This is a genomic window from Streptomyces sp. XM4193 (assembly GCF_023072595.1).
GTDB lineage: Bacteria > Actinomycetota > Actinomycetes > Streptomycetales > Streptomycetaceae > Streptomyces.
Window position 1 is genome coordinate 295,008 of sequence record NZ_JALLGK010000005.1, and the last position, 21,291, is coordinate 316,298.

Genomic DNA, 21,291 nt, shown 5'->3' on the forward strand with positions numbered 1-21,291 from the left:
TCCGGTCGGTCGGGTTCGCGCCAACCGGACTTCGGGTGCGTGCAGTTGACACCGGTGCCGGGGCTGTGAAAGATGAGCCAACCTTGGTCTAGTCCAATGTGCCGGACGGAGCCTCCGACCTCTCGGAGCGGCGTGCCACCGCCCCGTCCTGCCCACTCCCCAACGGAGCCGCTCTGATGTCATCGGCTGACGCACACCTCCACCGGGCCGCCTCCGAGGTCCCCTACTTCAGCGCCGACGGCGAGACCTACCTCGCCCGCACCCGGCTGCGCGATCTGCACAAGACCCGGCCCCTGCGGGTGCTCTCGCCGGAGCAGTACGCCTTCTGGCAGACCTACGGGTACGTCGTGGTCCCCGAGGCGGTCAGCCCCGACCACGCCCGTGAACTCCTGGACTTCGCCTGGGACTTCCAGGGCCTGGACCCCGCCCGCCCGGAGACCTGGTACGAGGAGCGCACCTTCCGCTCGGACCTCGACCGCGAGCTGCACATCTACGGTTTCGTCGAGGCGTACCACCACCAACTGCTCTGGGACAGCCGCCAGTCCCGGCGCGTGTACGACGCCTTCGTCGACGTCTGGGACTGCGAAGAGCTCTGGGTCACCCTGGACCGGCTCAACCTCAACCCGCCCAACGTCCGCAACCGCGACCGCGCCCTGATCGAACACCGCGAACGCGGCTTCGACATCAATCTGCACTGGGACGTCGACACCACGCTCGGCATACCCCCGCAACGGGTCCAGGGCATCATCGCCCTCAACGACACCACCCCCGAGCACGGCGGCTTCCAGTGCTGCCCGGAGCTCTTCCGCACCTTCGACCGCTGGGCGGCCCTCCAGCCGGAGGACCGCGACCCGATCAGGCCCGCCGTCGACCACGACGAACTGCCCGTCGTCCGGCCGGAGTTGAAGGCCGGCGACCTGCTGATCTTCAACGGCCACCTCGCCCACGGCGTCGCCCCCAACACCGCGGCCACCGGCGCCCGCGCAGTGCAGTATCTGGCGATGATGCCCGCCCTGGAGGAGCACGCGGAGCTGCGCCGCTCCCGAGTCGACTCCTGGCGCGACAACACCACACCGACCTGGAACGCCACCCTCCTCGGCGACGCCGACCGCCCCGAGTCCGAGCGGTACGGGTCCGCGGAGCTGACCGAGCTCGGCGAGAAACTCCTCGGTCTGCGCCCCTGGCACCACCCCGACCCCGACCCCGCCACCGGTCACGACCCCGCCACCGGTCACGAGTCCGACGCCGTGTCCGTCGAAGCCGAGGGGGACCCGTGCGTCGCATCGCGCTGACCCTGCCCACCAACCGCCCCTGCGCCCCGGCGCTCACCGCGCTCGGGCACGAAGCCGCGTACGCCGCCGACCACTTCGGCGTCCACGTCGAACTCCTGGTCCTCGACTCCTCCGACGGCGAGCGCGCCGGGCCCGTCCACGCGGAGCACGCCCGTACCCTGCGCGCGCTGCCCGCCCAACCCCGCGTCACCGTCCGCCACCTGGACGAGCAGCGCCAACGCGCCTTTCTGGCGGCGGTGTCGGAGGCCGCCGCACCGGAGGGAAGCACGGCCACCGACACCGACGCGCTCCTCGCACTGCTGCTGCCCGCACGACTGTCCTACGGCGCCTGCACCAACCGGGCGTTCCTCATCGCCGCGGCGCTGGGCTGCGAGTCCGTGCACCGCCGCGACTCCGACAGCCGCTACCAGCAGGACCCCGCCGGGCGCACCGTCTTCCCGGTCCACCACGAGCTGGCCGCGCTCGGCCGTCCGGCCTCCGCCGCCGGCGAGAGCGTGTCCAAGACAGTGCTCGCCGAGGAGTTGGCCGAGCGTCCCGTCGCGCTGGTGGGGGGCTCGTTCATCGGCGAACCCTCGGTGGACATCGAGGAGATCGACCGGCTGGACCCGGAGGTGTACCACGAGGTGGTGAGCCTGTGGGCGCCGATGGACTGGTCGGCCGAGCGCAAGAGCGCACTGGTCGAAGAGTCCTTCCGGGGCGCGGGCAAAACCCCCTTCGTGGCCGACGAGTCGACGCTGACCCTGGTCGACCCGATGCGCGTGGACATGTGCAACATCGCCTTCCACGGCGTCCACGAGCAGGTGCCGCTGCCGCCGGCGACCGAGACCATCGGCAGCGACTACTTCCTGCTGCACCTGGTGCGGCACGCCGGGCTCCCCGGCGTCCTGCACAACCGCGACATCGTCAACTTCCACACCCCCGAGCGCCGCACGGACCGCGGGTTCGCCGCCTACCAGCTGCGTTTCGTGAAGTTCCTGCTCTCGATGCTCTATCTGAACCACCTCTACGACCGGCTCGCCGAGGATGGCCCCGTGCTGACCGACGACGCGGGCCGGCTGCGTGCCTCCGCCGTCGCCGACCTCGTCCGGCACAGCACCGCTCTGGACCGGTCCGAGAACCGTGAACGACTCGCCCGCGTCGACGCCGCCTACCGCCGACTCGGTGGCAGATACGAGCAGTTCGCCGACAGCCTGCTGCCCCGGCGCGCCGCGCTCCTGGACGAGGCCCGGGCCGACATGGCGCAGTTCGCCGAACTCATCGAGCACTGGGGAGCGTTGATCCACGCGGCCCCGGGCTGCGCCGGCCTGCTCGACCGACCGGACCCCGAAGACCGACCGGACCCCGAAGACCGACCGGACCCCGAAGGCCGACCGGACCCCGAAGGCCGAACCGGGCAGGCGGACGGATGACCGACGGCCTCCTCGCGCCGCCCGCCGCACTTCCCCGCCCGGGCGGCGAGGAGCGGGAGACGGACCGGATCGTCTACGACCTGAACGGCATCCGGCAGCGCTACGACACCCTCTGCCGCGAACTGCCGGGCGCCGACGTCCGGTTCGCGATGAAGGCGTGCCCGGTCGACGACGTGCTGCTCGCGCTGCTCCGCCGGGGAGCCGGGATCGACGCGGCAAGCGTGCCCGAGCTGCACCGGGCGCGGCGGCTCGGTGCGCCGCCGGACCGTACGCACTACGGCAACACCGTGGTCTCCGACCACGACATCGCCGACGCGCACCGGCTCGGCGTCACCGACTTCGCCGTCGACTCTCTGGAGACCGTCGCCGCCCTCGCCCGCCACGCCCCCGGCGCGCGGGTCTACTGCCGGCTGATGACCACCGGACGCGGCGCACTCTGGGCGCTGGGCCGCAAGTTCGGCTGCTCCCGCGAGGAGGCCGTCCGCGTCCTGGAGGCCGCCGACCGGGCCGGACTGCGGCCCTCCGGCCTGTCGGTGCACGTGGGTTCGCAGCAGACCGACCCCGCCGCCTGGCGCGCCGCCTTCGACTCCCTCGACGCGGTGCTGGCCGCGCTTGCCGGCCGCGGTCTCGTCCTGGACCACGTCAACCTGGGCGGCGGACTGCCCGCGCTCGGCGGCCTGGACCGCGACGGCGAAGCCGCGGCCCCGCCGATCGAGGCCATACTGCGCACCCTGCGCGAGGGCACGGCCCGGCTGCGCCGCCACCACGGCGAGCGGCTGCGACTGCTCGTCGAACCGGGCCGCCACCTCGTCGCCGACCACGGCACCATCCACGCCCGGGCGCTGCGACTGACCAGGCGCCGACTCCCGGACGGCAGCAGCCAGGCGTGGCTCTACCTCAGCGTCGGCCGGTTCAACGGGCTCTACGAGATGGACGCCCTGCGCTATCCGCTGCACTTCCCCACCCACCCCGCCGACGCCCCGACCGTCCCCGCGGTGGTCGCGGGCCCCTCCTGCGACAGCGACGACGCCTACCCCGCCACCCACGCCCCCGCGCAGGTGCCGGTGGATCTGGCCTCGGGCGATCCGGTGCACGTACTGCACTGCGGCGCGTACGCCGTCAGCTACATGACCGAGGGCTTCAACGGCTTCGCGCCGCTGCCCCGCCACTGCACCGGAGGGGTCGGGCGATGAGCGCCGACTGCGCCGTCGTGCCGGTCCAGCCGCGGCACTGGCCGGCGCTCGCGGACCTGGAGCACGAGGTGTACGCCGCCTCGGGCCTCTCGGAGGGCGGCGAGCTGCTGCGCGCCCGGGTCGGGTCCTCGCCCTCGACCTCCTTCGCGCTGGAGCGGCACGGCCGACTCGCGGGCTACGCACTGGCGTTCGCGCACCGTCACGGCCACTGCCCGGAGCTGCGGCGACACCGCGCCCCGGACGACGGCGGCACCCGCAATCTCCATCTCCACGATCTGGTCGTCGCCCCGGCCCACCGGCGCGCCGGGCTCGGCCCGCGGCTGCTGGCCCACCTCACGGCCGCCGCCCGGGCCGACGGCTTCGAACGGCTCTCGCTGGTCGCGGTCGCGGGCGGCCGGCGCTTCTGGTCCGTGCAGGGCTTCACCGTCGAACCCGAGGTGACGCCGCCCGCCGCCTACGGCCCCGGCGCCGTCTACATGTCCGCTCCGGTCACGGCCACCGCCGTGGACCCGTCCCCGCAGTGCGAAGTGAGGTAACACAAGGTGGCCCGTATCGACGATCCGTTCCGCAGAGGCCAGTTGGCCACCGCGGCGCTGTTCTGCGCGCTCGGTTTCCAGTACGCGACCTGGGTCTCGCGCATCCCGGCGCTCAAGAGCGACCTGGGGCTGACACCCGCCGAGGTCGGTGTGCTGCTGATGGCCGCGGGGGTGGGCGCCTCGGTGTCCTTCCCGGTGGTGACCCATCTGATGGGGCGGCTCGGCTCGCGGCAGCTCGCGCTGCTGTCGACCCTCGGGCTGGCCGCGGTGCTCCCCGCGCTCGCCCTGGCACCCAACTATCCGGTCGCACTCCTGGTGCTGTGCGTGGACGGTGTGCTCGTCGGCTGCCTCAACACCGCGATGAACGCACAGGGCGCCGCGCTGGAGGAGCGCCACGGCCGCGCCACGATGGCCAAACTGCACGCCACCTTCAGTGCCGGTTCGCTGCTCGCCGCACTCCTGGCGTCCGCCCTGCACGTCGTGACCTCCTCCGTCACCGCGCACTTCGCGGTGGGCGCCGCCCTGCTGGTGCTGCTCTCGGCCGGCGCCCGGGGCGGGCTGATGGCCGACCACGGCCGGCAGCCGGCCGCCGCGGTGCGGGAGAGGAAGACCCGCGCGGCGCGGCGACTGCCGAGCCGGCTCACGCTGTGGATGTGCGGCGCGATGGCCTTCGGCACCGTCACCGAGGCCTCCATGAACGACTGGTCGGCGCTCTACCTGGAGGACGTCGCCGGCGCCTCCGAGCAGATCGCCCCGATGGGCATCGCGGTGGTCTCCGGGATGATGCTCATCGCGCGGCTCTTCGCCGACAGTTGGCGCAGCCGCTGGGGCGACGGTCGGGTGGTGCTGGTGGGCAGTGTGCTCGCCGCCGCCGGACTGGCGTTCGCCCTGCTGACCGGCGGTGTGGTCACCGCGCTGCTGGGCTTCGCCTGCGTCGGCCTGGGCATCGCGGCGGTGACCCCGTGCGTCTACGTCGCCGCGGCACGGCAGGAGGCGAACGTACTGCCGCTGGTGGCCGCCACCGGCACCACCGGACTGCTGGCCGGCCCGCCGCTGATCGGCTTCGTCGCGGGGGCGAGCAGCCTGGTGTGGGGTTTCGCGCTGGTCGGCGTCTCCGCTCTGATCGTCGCGGTGTGCAGCACCCGCATCCGCTGGGAGCCGGCCGCCTCCGACGCCGACCCGGCGGGCGAGGCTCCCGACGGCCCGCAGGGCTTCGACGCGCGGGACGAGGACCGTCTCCCGGTCGGGGGCGACCGGTCGGGGGACGAGCAGCACGCCGCCGCGGACGCGTCCGCTCCCGTTCGCACGACTGCGGCCGCCGCCAAGTCCGCGCCCGCCGCGGGCGACGCGGAGGACCCGCGCTGACGCCGTCGGCCGTCACGGGGGCGGCCCGCTCCGTGCCGCCCCCGTGACGGTACGGAGCGGGCCGCTGCACCACCTCGTCTAGGAGGCGTCGGCGGCCACCCGGGCCAGCACCGCCTCCCGCAGACGCTCGGGCTCCGTACCGAGCGCCGCCAGCACCTCGGCGCCGCGGCCCTCCGCCACGGTCAGCAGGCCCAGCAGGATGTGCTCGGTGCCGAACTTCTCGTGTCCCAACTCCCTTGCCTCGGCCAGGGTTTGCTCCAACACCCGCTTGGCCCGCGCGGTGTAGGCGGGCCGGGGGAACTGGAACGATCCCTCGCCGAAGTTCTGCTCGGCCCGGCGCTTGATCTCGTCCACGTCGATGCCGAGCGAGGACAGTGCGTCCTTCTCGGGCTGCCCGCCGGTGGCGACGACTCCGGCGGCCCGCTGCACCCGCACCGTCTCGGCCCGGGCGCGGTCGAGGTCGATGCCCTGCTCCCGCAGGACGTCCCCGGCGGTGCTCCGGTCGGTGCCGACCAGCCCGAGCAGGATGTGCTCCGTACCGATGAAGTCGTGGCCGAGCGCGACGGCCTCGTCCTGCGACAGCACCACGGCGTGCCGCGCGCGGTGGGGTGAGGTGGCGATGCTCTGCCACGACCAGTTCTGCTCACGGGCGTTGTCAACGTGGACCCGCTCCAACTCCTCCAGGAGTCGGCGCAGGGCGAAGACCGCCCCGAGCCCCACGGCGGCGGCCCCACCCCGTGCCCGGCCGCCCCCTCGTACTTCCTGGCCATCCCGTGCCCGGGTACCACCCCGTGCCGGGCCGCCCCCTCTGCGGCCCGGCACGGGGTGCGGCGTCAGCGGGGCAGCGGCGCCGAACCGACCCCGCCCGCGGTGACTTTCGCGACGTTCGCGGCGGGGCCGCCGAACGGGAGGTCCAGGACCTCGTGCCACCGCCGCAGGGTCTCGGCCAGGACCTCGTGGCCGTCCCGCGCCCAGAGCTCCTCGTTGAACAGCTCCACCTCCACCGGCCCGGTGCAGCCGGCCCGCGCGACCTGCTCGGCGAACCACCCGAAGTCCACGCTGCCGTCGCCGAGTTGGCCGCGGCCGGTCATGACGCCGCGGGGGAGCGGGGTGATCCAGTCCGCCAGCTGGAAGGAGTGCAGCCGGCCCTCCCGGCCCGCCCTCGCGATGCCCTCGGCGGCCCGGTCGTCCCACCACAGGTGGTAGGTGTCCACCACCACGCCGACCTGGTGCGAGGGGAACGGTGCGGCGAGGTCCAGCGCCTGCTCCAGGGTGGAGACCACACAGCGGTCGGCCGCGTACATCGGGTGCAGCGGCTCGATCGCCAGCCGTACGCCGTGCCTCTCCGCGTACGGTCCCAGCTCGGCCAGTGCCTCCGCGATGCGGGCGCGTGCTCCGGGAAGGTCCCGGTCGCCCGGCGGCAGTCCGCCGCTCACCAGCACCAGGGTGTCGGTGCCGAGCGTGGCCGCCTCCTCGACTGCGCGCCGGTTGTCGGCCAACGCCTCGCGCCGCGCGGCCGGTTCGACGGCGGTGAGGAAGCCGCCGCGGCACAGGGTGCTGACACCGAGCGCGTTCTCGCGCATCAGCGCCGCCGCCGCCTCCACGCCGTACTCGCGCACCGGCTCCCGCCACAGCCCGACGTGTTCGACGCCCAGAGTCCGGCAGCTGCGCACCAGCTCCGGCAGGGAGAGCTGTTTGACGGTCATCTGGTTGACGGAGAAGGGGCCGAGCCGCCCCCGCGCGCTCATCCGCGGATCCCGTGGAGGGCCAGCAGCGTGCGCATCCGGTCCTCGGCCGCCTGCGGATCGGGGAACAGCCCCAGACCGTCGGCGAGTTCGTAGGCGCGGGCCAGATGCGGCAGGGTCCTGGCCGACTGCAGCCCGCCGAGCATGGTGAAGTGCTCCTGGTGGCCGCCGAGCCAGGCCAGGAAGACCACGCCGGTCTTGTAGTAGCGGGTGGGCGGGCCGAAGAGGTGGCGGGCCAACTCCACCGTCGGATCGAGGATTTCGCGGAACCCCCGGCTGTCGCCGGCGTCCAACCGCTCCAGGGCGGCGGCGGCCGTCGGCGCCAGCGGGTCGAAGACTCCCAGCAGCGCGTCGCTGGCGCCCGTCCCGTCGCCCTCGATCAGCTCGGGGTAGTGGAAGTCGTCACCGGTGAAGCAGCGCACGCCCGTGGGCAGCCGGCGCCGCAGCGCGACCTCCCGCCCGGCGTCCAGCAACGAGACCTTCACTCCCGCCACCGCCTGTGGACGGCTCGCGATGAGCGAGAGGAAGGTCTCGGTCGCCCGGTCGAGATCCCCGCTGCCCCAGTAGCCCTCCAGCGCGGGGTCGAACATCGGGCCCAGCCAGTGCAGTACGACCGGTTCGGCGGCCTGGGCGAGCAGCGGTTCGAGCACCGCGAGGTAGTCCTCCGGCCCTCGGGCGCGGGCGGCCAGCGCGCGGGAGGCCATCAGCACCGCCTGCCCGCCGGCCTCCTCGACCAGCGCCAGCTGCTCCTCGTACGCCTCCCGCACCGCCTTGAGTGCGGCGGTCGGCTCCTCGGGCAGGTCGTCGCCGAGCTGGTCGGTGCCGACGCCGCAGACGATCCGTCCGCCCTCACCGCGCGCCTCGGCGCAGGATCGGCGCACGAGCTCCGCCGCGGCCGGCCAGTCCAGGCCCATCCCGCGCTGAGCGGTGTCCATCGCCTCGGCGACGCCGAGACCCAACGACCACAGATGCCGTCTGAAGGCCAGGGTGGCGTCCCAGTCCACCGCGGCCGGGCCGCCCGCGCCGGACGCCGCCGCGGCCAGCGGATCGGCGACCACGTGCGCGGCGGCGTACACCGTGCGGGAGGCGGCCGGGCCCGAAGTCCTCGGCGGCGTACGGCCGTTGCCCGGTCGGTGGGTGCGCAGTGCGCCGCTCGCGTCCGGCAGCCGGATCATCGCGGCAGCTCCGGTACGTCCAGACGGCGGCCCTCGGCGGCCGAACGCAGCCCGAGCTCGGCGAGCTGCACTCCGCGTGCGCCCGCCCGCAGGTCCCAGTGGTAGGGCTCGCCGCGGGCCACATGCCGCAGGAACAGCTCCCACTGAGCCTTGAAACCGTTGTCGTACTCGGCGTTGTCCGGCACCTCCTGCCACTGCTCGCGGAAGGAGGTGCCGGCCGGCAGGTCCGGGTTCCAGACGGGCTTGGGGGTGGAGGCGCGGTGCTGGACGCGGCAGGAGCGCAACCCGGCGACGGCCGAGCCCTCGGTGCCGTCCACCTGGAACTCCACCAGCTCGTCGCGGTTGACCCGCACCGCCCACGAGGAGTTGATCTGGGCGACGATCGGGCCGTGCGGACCGGCCAGCTCGAAGATGCCGTACGCGGCGTCGTCGGCGGTGGCGTCGTAGGTGCGGCCCTGTTCGTCCACCCGATGCGGGATGTGGGTGGCGGTGTGCGCCTGGACGGAGGTGACCCGGCCGAACAGCTCGGCCAGCACGTACTCCCAGTGCGGGAACATGTCGACGACGATGCCGCCGCCGTCCTCCGTGCGGTAGTTCCACGACGGGCGCTGCGCCTCCTGCCAGTCGCCCTCGAACACCCAGTAGCCGAACTCGCCGCGCACCGACAGCACTTGACCGAAGAAGCCGCCGTCCAGCAGCCGCTTGAGCTTGCGGAGCCCGGGCAGGAAGATCTTGTCCTGGACGACGCCGTGGCGCACGCCCTTCTCCTCGGCCTGCGCGGCCAGTGCGAGCGCGGCCTTGGCGGAGACCGCGGTCGGCTTCTCGGTGTAGATGTGCTTTCCGGCGGCTATCGCCCGGCCGAGCGCGTCCTCGCGGGCCGAGGTGACCTGGGCGTCGAAGTAGATCTCCACACTCGGGTCGGCGAGCACGGTGTCCAGATCGGTGTGGACGGTGTCGGCGTCGAGGCCGTGGCGCTCGGCCAACTCCCGCAGTGCGTACTCCCGTCGGCCGACGAGTACGGGTTCGGGCCACAGCGTCTCGCCGTCGCCGAGGTCGAGGCCGCCCTGCTCGCGGAGCGCGAGGATCGAGCGCACCAGGTGTTGGCGGTATCCCATCCGGCCGGTGACGCCGTTCATGGCGATCCGGACGACTCTCTGTCCCATGGGCGGGCCCTTCGCGTGGAGGTCTGAGGCTGAGGAGCATGGGTGATAGAAAGCGCTTACTAGTGTGCTGAAGGGTAGTCTGCCTCTGTCCCTGTGTACAAGGGAGAGCGGCAGGCAAGCGCGGTCCCCGCAGCTGAGCGGGGCGGCGGAACGAACGGGAGACGGGCATGGCGGCGACACTCGCCGACGTGGCGGCACGGGCCGGGGTTTCCACGGCCACGGTCTCGCGCGTGCTGCGCGGGAACTACCCGGTGGCGGAGGCCACCCGCTCGCGGGTGCGCCGCGCGGTCGCCGAACTGGACTACGTCGTCAACGGCCCGGCCAGCGCGCTCGCGGCGGCCAGCTCCGACCTGGTCGGCGTGCTGGTCCACGACATCGCCGACCCCTACTTCGGAATCCTGGCGGGCGCCGTCCAGGAGTCGCTGGGCGAACCGGGCGCCGACGGCGGCCGGTTGGCGGTCGTCTGCGGCACCCGCTCCTCCCACGAACGCGAACTCGCCTGCCTCACCATGCTGCTGCGCCAGCGCGCGGCCGCCGTGGTGATCACCGGCAGCGCCCGGGACGACGCCGAAGCGGTGCGCGCCGTCACCACCCGGCTGCGCCGGCTCACCGAGGCGGGCACCAGGGTGGTGCTCTGCGGACGACCGCCGCTGCCCGAGGACATCGGCGCCGGCACGCTGACCTTCGACAACCGCGGCGGCGCCCGCAAGCTCACCGAGCATCTGCTCCACCTCGGCCACCGACGGATCGGATACCTGGCCGGGCCCCGCGGGCGTTCCACCAGCCGCCACCGGCTGGAGGGCCACCAGGAGGCGCTGGCCGCCCGCGGCGACGCCGACGGGCCGGTGGTGCACGTCTCCTTCGACCGGGCCGCCGGATACGACGGCGCCCGCGCGCTGCTCCAGAAGGAGCCCCGGCTGACCGCGGTGGTGTGCGCCAACGACAGTGTGGCGCTGGGCGCCTGCGCCGCGCTGCGCGACCTCGGGCTCCAGGTGCCCCGCGACGTGTCGGTGACCGGGTTCGTCGACCTCCCCTTCAGCGGCGACGCCATGCCTCCGCTGACCACCGCGCGACTGCCGCTGCAGGAGGCCGGCGCACGGGCCGGCCGGATCGCGACAGGCGCGGAGGAACCGCCGCCCGGCGGCCTGGCCAGCGTCTCGGCCGAGCTGATCGTCCGTTCCTCCACCGCGCCACCGCCCTCCTGAAGACACCCTTCCCGCACCCGGTGCCGACCGACTCGGCACGCCGCCGGCCGCGGGCCCCGCGGCGCGGACGGACGGGAGGCACCACGTCCGTACGCGCCGTCCAGCGCCCGCGCCGCGAGGGCCCGCGCCGCGAGGAAGCCGCCGCTGTCCGCGCGCCGGTGAACTCGCGCGCGGACAGCGGGGGTTGCGGCCGGTCGAGCGTCAGCCGAGATCCCTGACCTGGATGTTGCGGAACCACACGTCCGAACCGGTGTGGTGGTTCTGGAGCCCGATGCGACCGGAGCTGAGGTCCCGGTCCGGGTCGGCGCCCTTGCTGTCGTAGTCGTTGATCAGGACCTCGTTGAGGTACACCTTCACCCGCTGGTCCTCCACCACGATCTCGTAGGAGTTCCACTCGCCCGGCGGGTTGAGCGCCTTGTCCCGGGCCTCGATGTCGGCGCCCTGGAAGTTGTAGATCGCGCCGGTGGTGCGCTCCGGCTCGTCGGTGGCGTCGATCTGCACCTCGAAGCCCTTGTTGCGCGCCTCGGCGTCGCCCTCGGGGTCCGGCAGGCCCAGATGCACCCCGGAGTTGTCGTCACCGCCCATCTTCCAGTCCAACTTCAGGCTGTAGTCGGTCAGTTCGTCGGGATGGGTGGTCAGGCCGAGGCCGCCGACGGAGCGGATGGTGCAGTCGGCCTGGGTGATGAAGTCGCCGGGGCCCGCCTTCTCCCAGTCGGCGAAGCTCTCCTCGGTGCCGTCGAAGAGCATCCGGTAGCCCTCCTCGGGCTTCGCGGGGGTGCAGGCTTCTCGCTGGAGCCGCAGATGGTCCCAGTTGACATGCCGGTCGTCGTCCTCGCCGGCCGAGACCGTGATGGTGTTCTCGCCTTCCTTCAGGTCCAGTTGCTCGACGTGGTCGGCCCAGCGGTTCCAGACCTCGGTGGTCTTCATCTCGATCTGGCCCTTGTCCTCGCCGTTGACGTCCAGCGAGATCGTCTTGGTGCCGACGTAGGGGTTGGGGCCGTTGGCGTAGCGCAGGACCACCGGCTGGGTGCCGGCCCGTTCGGCGTCGACAGTCCAGGTGACCGAGGAGCCGATCTTGTCGAAGCCGTCGACGAAGCCCTCACCGGTGTGGTGCGCGTGCTCGTTGTCGATGTCGGCCTCACCTCCGAGCAGGGCCTCCTCGGCCTCGTAGAGACCGATCGGGTTGGGCGGTTCGGTGTAGTCGGGGATGTTGTGCACCGTGTACCAGGCCTCGGTGCTCCACAGCGCGGTGCCGTCGGCCGCGGCGAACGGCCGCGGGGAGCGTACGTGCGCAACCCGGTCCTCGCGCAGCCCGTCGATCTTCAGGCTCACCGTGGTGCCGTCGTCCGAGACCGTCGCGCCGCTGACCCGCAGCGTCTCCTGGTTGCGCTTGGGGCCGCCGTACTGGGAGGTGGGGTTGTAGGACCACTGCTGGACCTCGTACCGCTCGGCGAGGTTCTCGATCACCTCCTCGGAGACCGGCTTGGTGTACGTCAGGTCGAAGCCGGAGGAGGTCACCTCCATCGAGTGGATGTCCATCGCGTCCTCGGAGGTCTGCTTCAACTTCTGGAGCCCGTAGGGCAGTTTGCCCGGCTGCTCCCAGTTGCCGCCGCCACCGATGCCGCCGACGTAGAACGCGCCGTCCGGCCCGAGCGCCAGCCGGCTCACCCCGGACTCCAGGCCCTGGGTCATCCGGAAGACGGCTCCCTGCTTCTTCCCGTCGACCTCCTCCAGGTACGCACGCTGGAGACCGCCGTAGGTGACGTCGCCGAAGACCATCTGGCCCTTGAAGGGGCCCTTCTCCATCAGCACGGGATTGGTCGGGGAGTTGGAGATCTCGCCGTGCGGCAGCCAGAGCACCGGATCGGTGACGGGCTGGTCGTCGAAGGGACCGGCCGGGGTGGTGTGGTGGTTGTAGAAGCCGTCCTTCTTGATCTCCACCATCTTCGAGGACGGCAACCAGTCGCCCTGGTTGTCCATCACGAAGACCCCGTTGTCCGGCCCCCAGCCGATGCCGTTGGGGGTGCGCAGACCGCCGGCGACGTACTCGACCTCGCCGCTCTTCTTGTCGATCTTGATCGAGGTGCCGCGGTTCTCCACGTGCTGGGGGACGGTGGTCCTGCCGCCGGGCGTGATGGCGACCGAGAGGTTCAGGTAGTAGTGGGTCTCGTCGGCCAGCAGTCCGAAGCCGAACTCGTGGTACGTACCGCCGCTCGGCCAGGTGGCGATGGCCTCGGTGTCCTCGTAGAAGCCGTCGCCGTCGGCGTCCACCAACCTGCTGAGCTGGTGCTTCTCGGCGACGATGACCTCGCCGTCCTCCACCAGTACGCCCTGCGGCTCGTTCATGTCCTCGGCGACCACCTTGGTGGTGATCTTCTCGGGGTCGGCGTCGTCACCGACCGTTCCCTCGACGATCTCCACCGCGCCGTCGAAGCTCTCGCGCCCCGCCCAGGTGGTCAGCACCATCCGGTCGTCGTCGAACCAGTCCATCCCGGTGACCTTCGGCTCGAAGCCGTCGGGGCGGAGGTCGGTCAGGGTGAAGTCCGGGTGCAGCTCGGCCAGCGGTGCGCCGTCGCCGGGGCTCTGGTCGCCGTCCACACACGACTTCACGCCCGGGGAGGTGACCCGGGTGACGCCCGAGTCCGTGGTCAGCGCGGACTCGGGAACGAGGGAGAAACCGTCCTCGCCCGGCGGGCTCCACTCCAGCCGCAGCTCCTTGCCGTGCGCGCCCTGGAAGTAGTCGACCCGCAACGCGTGCGCGCCCTCGGTGAGTTCGGCGGTGCCGTCGGCCGGTGTCGGCGGCTGGCGCTGGTCGTTCTCGATGATCTGGTCGCCGTTGAGGTAGAGGCGCGAGCCGTCGTCGCTGATGATCCGGAAGTCGTAGCTGCCGTCCTCGGGGACGTGGATGTTGGCGATGACGTGCGCCATGAAGTTGTTGGCGATGCCGCCGAAGTCGTCGTCGGTCTTCCAGTCGACGGTCTTGCGCAGCACGTCGATGTTGGGGGTCTGGCCCTCGGTCAGGGTGCAGATCTTCTGCGGCTCGAAACCGACGTCGAAGGCGCGCAGCGTCACCCCTGGCTCCTGGGGCGGCAGTTCGTCGTCGGGCGCGGCGGCGACCGCCGTGCCCAGCGGGATGGTCAGGGCGGCGACCAGGGCGAGCCCCAGAGTCGTCGCCGGATATCGGCGTGATCGGCGTGGCCGGTGTGACCTGCGTGGTCCTGGCAGCATGCGATGCGACTCCCTCGGTGAGCAGTGATCGGTCTGCGGTCGGTGTCCTGCGGTGTGCGGTGTGCGGTGTGCGGTGTGTGCTCGTGTGCGGTGCGGTGCGGTCTGTGGTCCGCCGGTTCGCGGTCCGGCGTGTGCGGGTGCGCGGCGGCCCGGGCGGGGGAGCGGGGTGCACGGGCGGGCCTGAGTGCGGGCAGGGGTGAGCGACCGGGCGCCCGGAGCAGTCCGGCTGCGGAACGGGCGACGGTGAACGGGTCGGTCGGAAACGGCGCCGGGGTCGGCCGGACGGGCGTTGCGGGGGCGTGCACCGCGGGGCGGGCGTTGCGGGGTCGGGGCACGGGCGTGTTCGCGGGCCGGCTGCGCGGTGGTGCGCGGGCAGCCGCTCGTACCGGACGAGAACGTGCGGCAGTTGCTCGTACGGTTGCGCTGTTCGTCTCGGGGGCTGCGGCGCGGTGCGTGTCGCAGTGGCGCCGGTGCGGAGTGCCGCCGGGCGGTCCGGCGCCGGAGCGGTGTCCCGCGGTGCGGTCAGACGATCCGGGTGGTGCCTTCCCGGCTGTACTTGTCGAGCCGTCCGCACATCCCCCAGGCCGGTGCCGGGTCACCGCGGTGGACGGCGGCCGACCTCAGATGGGAGGTGTCGCCGGCGGCGAGTGCGTCGAGGTGTGCGGCGGTACGGGAGACCTCGGCGGCCGGTCCCTCGGCGAATCGGGCGCGCCAGTCCGGGAGTCGGTCGCGGACGATCCGCAGGGCCGCGTCGTGGAAGTCGGGCAGCGCCGCCGGGTCTTCCGCGTCGAGTCGGCGGCGCAGTTCGGTGAAGCCGGTGAGGGCGAGGTCGCGGCGGTTCCTGGCGTCGTGCGCCGGGTCCTCGCGACCGAGCGCCGCGGCGCGTGCGTAGGCGTCCGGGTCGGCCAGCACCTCGCTCGGAAAGGTGAACACCGCGTCGCCGGCCTCCGGCAGGCCGGAGTTCTGCATCAGCACCAGGATGCGCAGACCGCCGTCGTTGACCAGGCGGTGCACGGTCCCCGGGGTGAACCACACCAGATCGCCCTCGCGCAGCGGCGTCGAGGCGAAACCGCCGGTGGTCAGGGTCTGCACCGCTCCCCGGCCGCCCACCACGGCGTACGCCTCGGTGCAGGCGAGGTGCATGTGGGGAGTGCCGCCGCACAGGCCGTCGGCGCCGGGTGGGGCGGGCCAGTCGTAGACCCGCAGCCGGGACAGGCCGATACCGCCCGGCAGCGCTGTGCCGGGGTCGTCCGTTTCGGGGTCGGCGGTCATCTGCGCTCTCCCTCCGTCGCACTGCCTGTGTCCGCGACGCGCTGTTCCCGGCCGCGATGTCGGTGTCCGGGGCCGTGGCCCGGGGTGCGGGTTACGGCGGGCCGAGGCTGTGGTGGGGGCGTACGGCGGCGCTTCCGGCGGTGCGCACAGCGCTACCGGTGCACCGGGGGAGGCCGGTGCGGGCTGGCGATGGTGGATGCATGGGGATCCTCGATCGCTCGTAGAAAGCGTTTACTGTCGAGGAAAGTACGGACGCGCCCCGTCCGTTGTCAATGACACGGACACGCAAGGTTCTGACACGTGCTCAGAAGTCGCACAAAATCGGTCGCTGCCCGGGCAGTCGCCGTCCGAACGGCCGGTCTCCGGCCGGTCGTTGGCCGGAGGCCGAGGGCGTCGACGGCAGGCGCCCGCCTGCCCACCCGTCGCCGACCTGCCGGCTCCCGTGCGCCGGCTCCCGTGCGCCGCGGGGGAGCCGACCGCCTGTGCCTACGCCGTGCGGTGGGGGGTGCGCGGCGGGCAGGAGGCGCGCAGGATCACCTCGCCCGGTACGCAGATGTCCTCGGTGAGCGGAGTCGACGGGTCGAGCGCGAGGTCCGCACCGCGCCGTCCGATCTCGGCGAGCGGGAAGCGCACCGTCGTCAGCTGCGGGGTGACGTCCGCCGCCGTCTCGATGTCGTTGAAGCCGGTGATCGCGACGTCCCGGCCCGGCTGGATGCCGCTGTCCCGCAGCGCCGTCATCGCGCCGACCGCCATGAAGTCGTTGCCCGCGCAGAGCACGTCGACCTCCTCGATCCGGCCCGACTCGATCAGCCGCCGCGTCGCCCGGTAGCCGCCGGAGCGGTCGAAGCTGTCGCCCTCCACCAGCGCGATCTCGCCGCCGCCGGTCGCAAGTCCCCTGCGCAGCCCCTCCGTTCGCTCCGCGACGCTCTCCAGATGGGCGGCGCCGGTGACCACCGCCGCCCGGCGGTAGCCGAGCCTGGCGATCGCGGTGCCGAGGTCCTGGGCGCCGGTGGAGTTGGCCGGTCGCACCGCGCCGAGGCCGCCCACCGACTGGCTGAGGAAGAGGGTCCGGCCGCCGCCGGCGGTGAACGCCCGCAGCTCCTCCAGGAGTTCACCGGTGTGTGGGCTTCCCGAGATGCGGCTGCCGCTGATCAGGATGGCCCGCGGCCGCTGCCCCCTGATGGTGCGCACCGAGGTCAGCTCCCGCTCGCTGTCGCGCGCGGTGATCGCGATGGTGACGATGACCCCGTGGGCGTGCGCCGATTCGGCGACGCCCTCCGCGATGGCCGAGAAGTACGGATCGTCGATGCTGCTGACGAGGAGCGCGAGCACCGGGGCGCTGCCGCGCGCGATCGCCTGTGCCGAGAGGTCGGTGCGGTAGTTGAGCTCCCGGGCCGCACGGACCACCCGCTCGCGGTGCTCGGGTCCGACCTTCCGGGTGCTGTCGTTGAGCACTCGGGAGGCGGTCGCCAGGGAGACCCCGGCGCGGGCGGCCACGTCCGCGAGCGTCGGATTGCCGCTGCTGGATGCCCTGGGCCTCGTCCTGCGCACATCACTTCCCATCCTTCGCGGGGGCATTGACGCCCCTTGCGCGTCAACTTAATATCCCCGAAACGGGAAAGCGCTATCCCATTCTTCCAGCAGTTCGAGTAAGCGCTTTCTAGCAAGCTGTGGCTTCCCTGTCTTTTCCCCCGAGGCGCGACGCGAGGTCCGCATGGCTCCACAGGCACAGCACGTATCCGATCCTCCGTCCGCGGCCGTCGCCGACGACGACCGGACCGCCACCAAGCCCGTACGCCGTCGACGTCCGCCGAGTGCGGTCGCCGGCGCGGTCTACCCGATCACCTTCCTCGCGCTGCTGGCGGTCGCGTGGTTCGTGGTGACCGCCACCGAGCTGGTGCAGCCGTACATCATCCCCTCGCCGGGAGACACCTGGAGCACCTTCACCGACCACGGCGCCTACCTGTGGGAGCACACGCTCGTGACCACGGGCGAGACCGTCGCCGGCTTCGTGATCGCCGCCGTGGTCGGCATCCTGGTCGCCGTGCTGATGGTCTACTCGCCGGCGCTCGAGAAGACGTTCTACCCGCTCATCCTCTTCGCCCAGGTCGTGCCGAAGATCGCGATCGCGCCGCTGTTCGTGGTGTGGCTCGGCTTCGGCACCAGCCCGAAGATCCTCGTCGCCGTGCTGATGGCGTTCTTCCCGGTGGTGATCTCCGGGATCAGCGGGCTGCGCTCGGTCGACCCCGAACTCCTCGAACTCACCTCCACCATGGGCGCGTCCCGGGTGAAGACGTTCTGGAAGGTCCGCTTCCCCGCCGCGCTGCCCGAACTGCTCTCCGGCCTCAAGGTCGCCGCGACCCTTGCGGTCACCGGCGCGGTCGTCGGCGAGTTCGTCGGCGCCAACTCCGGTCTGGGCTACGTGATCCTCCAGGCCAACGGCAACATCGACACCCCGATGCTCTTCGCTGCGCTCATCATCATGTCCGCGCTCGGCGTCCTGCTCTTCGCGCTGATCCAGCTTGCCGAAATGCTCCTCATCCCGTGGCACGCCTCGCGCCGCAACCGGGTCTGAACCCACCGCCCGAGCCAACGGAAGGTATCCGTCATGGCCACACGCGCCTCCCGCACCCCACGCACCTCCCGAACCGCCCGCCGCGCCACGGCCGTTCTCCTCGCCGGCGCCTGCACCTGGACGCTCACCGCCTGCGGAGGCGGTGGCGACCCGGCCCAGAACCCCGATCTCGACCAGGTCAGCCTCCAGCTCAACTGGTACCCCTACGGCGAGCACGCGCCGTTCTACTACGGGGTCGACGAGGGCATATTCGAGAAGCACGGCATCGCCCTCAAGGTGGAGGCCGGGCAGGGCTCCGCCAGGACCGTGCAGTCCGTCGGCCAACGGGACTTCGACTTCGGCTGGGCCGACACCCCGGCCCTGCTCGCCAACGTCGACCAGGGCGTGAAGGTCAAGTCCGTCGGTGTCTTCCTCCAGTCCACCCCCTCGGCCGTCCAGGTCTTCAGCGACACGGGCATCAAGTCGCCGAAGGACCTCAAGGGCAAGAAGATCGCCACCTCCGCGGGGGACGCGGTCACCCTCACCTTCCCCATGTACCTCGACGCGGTCGGCCTGGCCAAGAGCGACGTCACCCAGCAGAACCTGGACTCGGCCGGCAAGAACGCCGCGATGATGCACGGCCGGGTGGACGGACTCATCGGCTTCGCCCACGACCAGGGCCCGAAGATCTCCGACGAGAGCGGCAAGAAGGTCACCTATCTGCGGTACAGCGACGCCGGGTTGAACTTCTTCAGCAACGGCCTGCTCGCCCACACCTCCACCATCGCCAAGGACCCCGACCTGGTGAAGCGCATGGTCGCCGCCACCTCCGAGTCCTTCGCCGCCGCCCAGAAGTCGCCCGAGGACGCCGTCGAGGCCATGGCGGGCGACGATCCGCAGATGCCCGGCACCAAGGTGCTCCTGCAGCAGTGGCAGGAGACGATCCCGCTGCTCACCACCGAGAACACCAAGGGCAGCGCACCGGGCAACGCGTCCGAGAAGGACTGGCGGGAGACCGTCGAGGTGCTCGCCGAGGCCGGACTGGTCAAACAGGCCAGGGAGACCGACACCTACTACGACGCCAACTTCACCACCGAGGGGAAGTGAGCATGTTCGCCAAAACCGCGGAGAACGCCGGAAGCGGCGCCGAACCCGCAGCCCACCGCCCCGGCGGCCCGATGGTCGAGATCCGCGGCGTGGACGTCGCCTTCCGCACCCGGGACCGTACGGTGCAGGCGCTCAGCGGCATCGAACTGACCGTGGAGCGCGGCGAGTTCCTCAGCATCGCCGGGCCCTCGGGCTGCGGGAAGTCGACACTGCTGCGGGTGGTCGCCGGGCTCACCGCGCCGACCGCCGGCGAAGTGGCGCTGCGCGGAAGCCCGGTGCTCGGACCCCGCCGCGACGTCGGCTTCGTCTTCCAGCGCGCCGCGCTGCTGGACTGGCGCACCGCCCGCGGCAACATCCTCTTCCAGGCCGAGATGCGCGGGCTGCCGAAGACCTGGGCCCGCAAACGCGCCGACGAACTCATGGAGCTGACCGGCCTCACCGGCTTCGAGAAGGCGATGCCCTTCGAACTCTCCGGCGGAATGCAGCAGCGCGTCTCGCTCTGCCGGGCCCTCCTCCACGAACCCGACGTACTCCTCATGGACGAACCCTTCGGCGCCCTGGACGCGCTCACCCGGGAGAACATGAACATCGAGCTGCGCCGCATCTGGGAACGGACCGGCATGACCGTCGTCCTGGTGACGCACTCCGTCGCCGAGGCCGTCTACCTCGCCTCCCGCACCGTCGTCATGGGACCCCGCCCCGGCCGTGTGATCGAGGAGTTCCCGATCGAACTGCCCGGCCACCGCGACTACGAACGCACCCTGGAGAACGCGGAGTTCCAGCGCATCACCAGCCGCGTCCGCGAACTCCTCGGCTCCACCGCCACCGCAGACTGACCACCCCCGGCCCCGACCCCCGGGTCGGACCGCCCGCGGACGGGACCGTAGAGGCGACGGGAGGGTTACGGACGGCGAGGGCGCACGGGGCACACGGGCCACGGGCACACGGGATCGGTCCCGTACCGGGGAGGGGGATGCAGGTGCGCGGGGGTACGGCGGCGACGTACCCCCGCGCACCTGCACCGACCGTGCGGGGTCAGCCGGCGCCGACCGAGAAGAGGAGGAAGAGGAAGCCGGCCAGCACGTGCCCCGCCACGATGTAGGCGAACAGCCGCAGCGGCAGCCCGCGGGGGAACCTTCCGTCGCCGCGCTCCAGCCCCGTGTTCCTGCTCCAGCTACCGCCCATGTCGCCCGTCCCTCCAGTCCTCGCCGCCCGACGGCTCGTCGGCGACGCACAGTTCGTCTCCCGCGCCGCGCAGCAGGGTGTGCACGAAGAGCAGCTCCGCGCCCTCCGCCGACACCGCGCTGAGCCGGTGCGGGGTGAGGCTGTCGTAGTGCGCCGAGTCGCCCGGCTCCAGCACGTACGACGTCTCGCCCAGCACCAGCCGTACGCGCCCCTCCAGCACATGGAGCCACTCCTCGCCGGGGTGGGTGCGGACCAGCTCGCGCTGGGTCTGCGGACTCAGGCGCAGACGCAGCGCCTGCATGGCGCGACCGCGCCGGGAGACCTCTCGGTAGTGCCACCCCGCCGCCGACAACTCGGCGGTGCCGCCGCCCCGCACCACCGGGGAGCCCTCCGGCGGCGTCTCGCCCAGCAGGTCCGAGACCGTGGTGCCGTAGCCGCGCGAGAGCGTGAGCAGCAGCGGCAGCGACGGCTGCCGACGGCCGGTCTCCAGACGCGAGAGATGCGCGGGGGAGAGGTTCAGCCGCCGGGCGGCGTCCTCCAGCGTGAGACCGGCGCGGCGGCGCAGCTCCCGCAGCCGCGGAGCGACGGCGGGGACCTCCTCCGGCCGGTCGGTCGGCTCGGTGGTCATGCCACCATTGAAGTCCCGCCCTTCCGCCCGGGCAACAAACTTGCCTCGGAGGCAAAAGCGCAGGCGGCACCGGGTCTCCCGCAGCGGGCTGAACGTGCTGCCGACGCGGGAAAGTCGTTTGCCTCCGGCCTTCCGCGGCATCCAGGATGCGGAGCCAGGCCCACACCCAGCGGGGCCCGGCAACCGGGCCCGAGCACGACGACGGGAGCGCACCGGCGATGCGACCAGCCACAG

The 21,291-nt window shown here is 72.4% G+C and carries 18 protein-coding genes; 9 read left to right on the forward strand and 9 right to left on the reverse strand.

Annotation, left to right across the window (positions count from 1 at the left end; translation table 11 throughout):
- Window positions 1–176: 176 nt before the first annotated feature.
- The 5 genes from MTQ01_RS16495 to MTQ01_RS16515 are packed head-to-tail and all read left to right on the forward strand — an operon-like array spanning window position 177 to window position 5,795.
- Window positions 177–1,292: a phytanoyl-CoA dioxygenase family protein gene (locus tag MTQ01_RS16495; RefSeq protein WP_247491144.1), complete on the forward strand. Its 1,116-nt coding sequence runs from the start codon at window positions 177–179 to the stop codon at window positions 1,290–1,292.
- Window positions 1,274–2,701, forward strand: coding sequence for a DUF6271 family protein (locus MTQ01_RS16500; protein WP_247491146.1), 1,428 nt, complete (start codon window positions 1,274–1,276; stop codon window positions 2,699–2,701). The genes MTQ01_RS16495 and MTQ01_RS16500 overlap by 19 nt, the downstream gene beginning before the upstream one ends.
- A complete protein-coding gene (locus MTQ01_RS16505; RefSeq protein ID WP_247491147.1) occupies window positions 2,698–3,894 on the forward strand; it encodes an alanine racemase in 1,197 nt (398 codons plus the stop codon). Before MTQ01_RS16500 ends, MTQ01_RS16505 begins: the two co-directional genes overlap by 4 nt.
- Window positions 3,891–4,430: a GNAT family N-acetyltransferase gene (locus tag MTQ01_RS16510; protein ID WP_247491149.1), complete on the forward strand. Its 540-nt coding sequence runs from the start codon at window positions 3,891–3,893 to the stop codon at window positions 4,428–4,430. Before MTQ01_RS16505 ends, MTQ01_RS16510 begins: the two co-directional genes overlap by 4 nt.
- A 6-nt stretch (window positions 4,431–4,436) precedes the next feature.
- A complete protein-coding gene (locus MTQ01_RS16515; protein ID WP_247491150.1) occupies window positions 4,437–5,795 on the forward strand; it encodes an MFS transporter in 1,359 nt (452 codons plus the stop codon).
- Between the two features lie 78 nt (window positions 5,796–5,873).
- Here MTQ01_RS16515 and MTQ01_RS24975 read toward each other — a convergent pair whose 3' ends face one another.
- From MTQ01_RS24975 to MTQ01_RS16540, 4 genes are all read right to left on the reverse strand, one after another.
- On the reverse strand, window positions 5,874–6,515 hold the full coding sequence (locus MTQ01_RS24975; RefSeq protein WP_308294407.1) for a Clp protease N-terminal domain-containing protein: 642 nt from the start codon (window positions 6,513–6,515) through the stop codon (window positions 5,874–5,876).
- A gap of 113 nt (window positions 6,516–6,628) precedes the next feature.
- Window positions 6,629–7,543: a sugar phosphate isomerase/epimerase gene (locus MTQ01_RS16530; protein WP_247491152.1), complete on the reverse strand. Its 915-nt coding sequence runs from the start codon at window positions 7,541–7,543 to the stop codon at window positions 6,629–6,631.
- Complete coding sequence (locus MTQ01_RS16535) at window positions 7,540–8,715, reverse strand: dihydrodipicolinate synthase family protein (protein WP_247491154.1); 1,176 nt, start codon at window positions 8,713–8,715, stop codon at window positions 7,540–7,542. The genes MTQ01_RS16530 and MTQ01_RS16535 overlap by 4 nt, the downstream gene beginning before the upstream one ends.
- The gene (locus MTQ01_RS16540) at window positions 8,712–9,878 is read right to left on the reverse strand and encodes a Gfo/Idh/MocA family protein (RefSeq protein WP_247491156.1); all 1,167 of its coding nucleotides are present in this window, start codon (window positions 9,876–9,878) and stop codon (window positions 8,712–8,714) included. Before MTQ01_RS16540 ends, MTQ01_RS16535 begins: the two co-directional genes overlap by 4 nt.
- A 167-nt stretch (window positions 9,879–10,045) precedes the next feature.
- On the opposite strand from MTQ01_RS16540, the gene MTQ01_RS16545 reads away from it, so the two are divergent.
- Window positions 10,046–11,083: a LacI family DNA-binding transcriptional regulator gene (locus MTQ01_RS16545; protein ID WP_247491158.1), complete on the forward strand. Its 1,038-nt coding sequence runs from the start codon at window positions 10,046–10,048 to the stop codon at window positions 11,081–11,083.
- Between the two features lie 201 nt (window positions 11,084–11,284).
- On the opposite strand, the gene MTQ01_RS16550 is transcribed toward MTQ01_RS16545, so the two are convergent.
- From MTQ01_RS16550 to MTQ01_RS16560, 3 genes are all read right to left on the reverse strand, one after another.
- Window positions 11,285–14,311, reverse strand: coding sequence for a family 16 glycoside hydrolase (locus MTQ01_RS16550; protein ID WP_247491160.1), 3,027 nt, complete (start codon window positions 14,309–14,311; stop codon window positions 11,285–11,287).
- A 522-nt stretch (window positions 14,312–14,833) separates the two neighbouring features.
- Window positions 14,834–15,583, reverse strand: coding sequence for a cupin domain-containing protein (locus MTQ01_RS16555; protein ID WP_247491162.1), 750 nt, complete (start codon window positions 15,581–15,583; stop codon window positions 14,834–14,836).
- Between the two features lie 486 nt (window positions 15,584–16,069).
- The gene (locus MTQ01_RS16560) at window positions 16,070–17,134 is read right to left on the reverse strand and encodes a LacI family DNA-binding transcriptional regulator (protein ID WP_247491164.1); all 1,065 of its coding nucleotides are present in this window, start codon (window positions 17,132–17,134) and stop codon (window positions 16,070–16,072) included.
- Window positions 17,135–17,297: 163 nt separating this feature from the next.
- Between MTQ01_RS16560 and MTQ01_RS16565 the strand changes: the two genes are divergently transcribed.
- From MTQ01_RS16565 to MTQ01_RS16580, 3 genes are read left to right on the forward strand one after another with little or no spacing between them, the layout of a single operon-like run.
- Window positions 17,298–18,158, forward strand: a complete 861-nt coding sequence (locus MTQ01_RS16565) for an ABC transporter permease (protein WP_247491166.1) — start codon at window positions 17,298–17,300, stop codon at window positions 18,156–18,158.
- A 33-nt stretch (window positions 18,159–18,191) separates the two neighbouring features.
- Window positions 18,192–19,244: an ABC transporter substrate-binding protein gene (locus MTQ01_RS16575; protein WP_282613728.1), complete on the forward strand. Its 1,053-nt coding sequence runs from the start codon at window positions 18,192–18,194 to the stop codon at window positions 19,242–19,244.
- A 2-nt stretch (window positions 19,245–19,246) separates the two neighbouring features.
- Window positions 19,247–20,080, forward strand: coding sequence for an ABC transporter ATP-binding protein (locus tag MTQ01_RS16580; RefSeq protein WP_374207769.1), 834 nt, complete (start codon window positions 19,247–19,249; stop codon window positions 20,078–20,080).
- 199 nt (window positions 20,081–20,279) lie between these two features.
- On the opposite strand, the gene MTQ01_RS16585 is transcribed toward MTQ01_RS16580, so the two are convergent.
- A complete protein-coding gene (locus MTQ01_RS16585; RefSeq protein ID WP_247491168.1) occupies window positions 20,280–20,429 on the reverse strand; it encodes a DUF6126 family protein in 150 nt (49 codons plus the stop codon).
- Window positions 20,419–21,057, reverse strand: a complete 639-nt coding sequence (locus MTQ01_RS16590) for a helix-turn-helix domain-containing protein (protein WP_247491170.1) — start codon at window positions 21,055–21,057, stop codon at window positions 20,419–20,421. The genes MTQ01_RS16585 and MTQ01_RS16590 overlap by 11 nt, the downstream gene beginning before the upstream one ends.
- Between the last annotated feature and the right edge of the window lie 234 nt (window positions 21,058–21,291).

What these genes read in the sequence shown, in the direction of transcription:
- MTQ01_RS16550 (WP_247491160.1), bottom strand. Translation starts at nt 14,311, where the DNA reads ATGCTGCCAGGACCACGCAGGTCACACCGGCCACGCCGATCACGCCGA.
- MTQ01_RS16565 (WP_247491166.1), top strand. Translation starts at nt 17,298, where the DNA reads ATGGCTCCACAGGCACAGCACGTATCCGATCCTCCGTCCGCGGCCGTC.
- MTQ01_RS16590 (WP_247491170.1), bottom strand. Translation starts at nt 21,057, where the DNA reads ATGACCACCGAGCCGACCGACCGGCCGGAGGAGGTCCCCGCCGTCGCT.
- MTQ01_RS16585 (WP_247491168.1), bottom strand. Translation starts at nt 20,429, where the DNA reads ATGGGCGGTAGCTGGAGCAGGAACACGGGGCTGGAGCGCGGCGACGGA.
- MTQ01_RS16495 (WP_247491144.1), top strand. Translation starts at nt 177, where the DNA reads ATGTCATCGGCTGACGCACACCTCCACCGGGCCGCCTCCGAGGTCCCC.
- MTQ01_RS16540 (WP_247491156.1), bottom strand. Translation starts at nt 9,878, where the DNA reads ATGGGACAGAGAGTCGTCCGGATCGCCATGAACGGCGTCACCGGCCGG.
- MTQ01_RS16555 (WP_247491162.1), bottom strand. Translation starts at nt 15,583, where the DNA reads ATGACCGCCGACCCCGAAACGGACGACCCCGGCACAGCGCTGCCGGGC.
- MTQ01_RS16575 (WP_282613728.1), top strand. Translation starts at nt 18,192, where the DNA reads ATGGCCACACGCGCCTCCCGCACCCCACGCACCTCCCGAACCGCCCGC.
- MTQ01_RS16580 (WP_374207769.1), top strand. Translation starts at nt 19,247, where the DNA reads ATGTTCGCCAAAACCGCGGAGAACGCCGGAAGCGGCGCCGAACCCGCA.
- MTQ01_RS16510 (WP_247491149.1), top strand. Translation starts at nt 3,891, where the DNA reads ATGAGCGCCGACTGCGCCGTCGTGCCGGTCCAGCCGCGGCACTGGCCG.
- MTQ01_RS16535 (WP_247491154.1), bottom strand. Translation starts at nt 8,715, where the DNA reads ATGATCCGGCTGCCGGACGCGAGCGGCGCACTGCGCACCCACCGACCG.
- MTQ01_RS16530 (WP_247491152.1), bottom strand. Translation starts at nt 7,543, where the DNA reads ATGAGCGCGCGGGGGCGGCTCGGCCCCTTCTCCGTCAACCAGATGACC.
- MTQ01_RS16505 (WP_247491147.1), top strand. Translation starts at nt 2,698, where the DNA reads ATGACCGACGGCCTCCTCGCGCCGCCCGCCGCACTTCCCCGCCCGGGC.
- MTQ01_RS16545 (WP_247491158.1), top strand. Translation starts at nt 10,046, where the DNA reads ATGGCGGCGACACTCGCCGACGTGGCGGCACGGGCCGGGGTTTCCACG.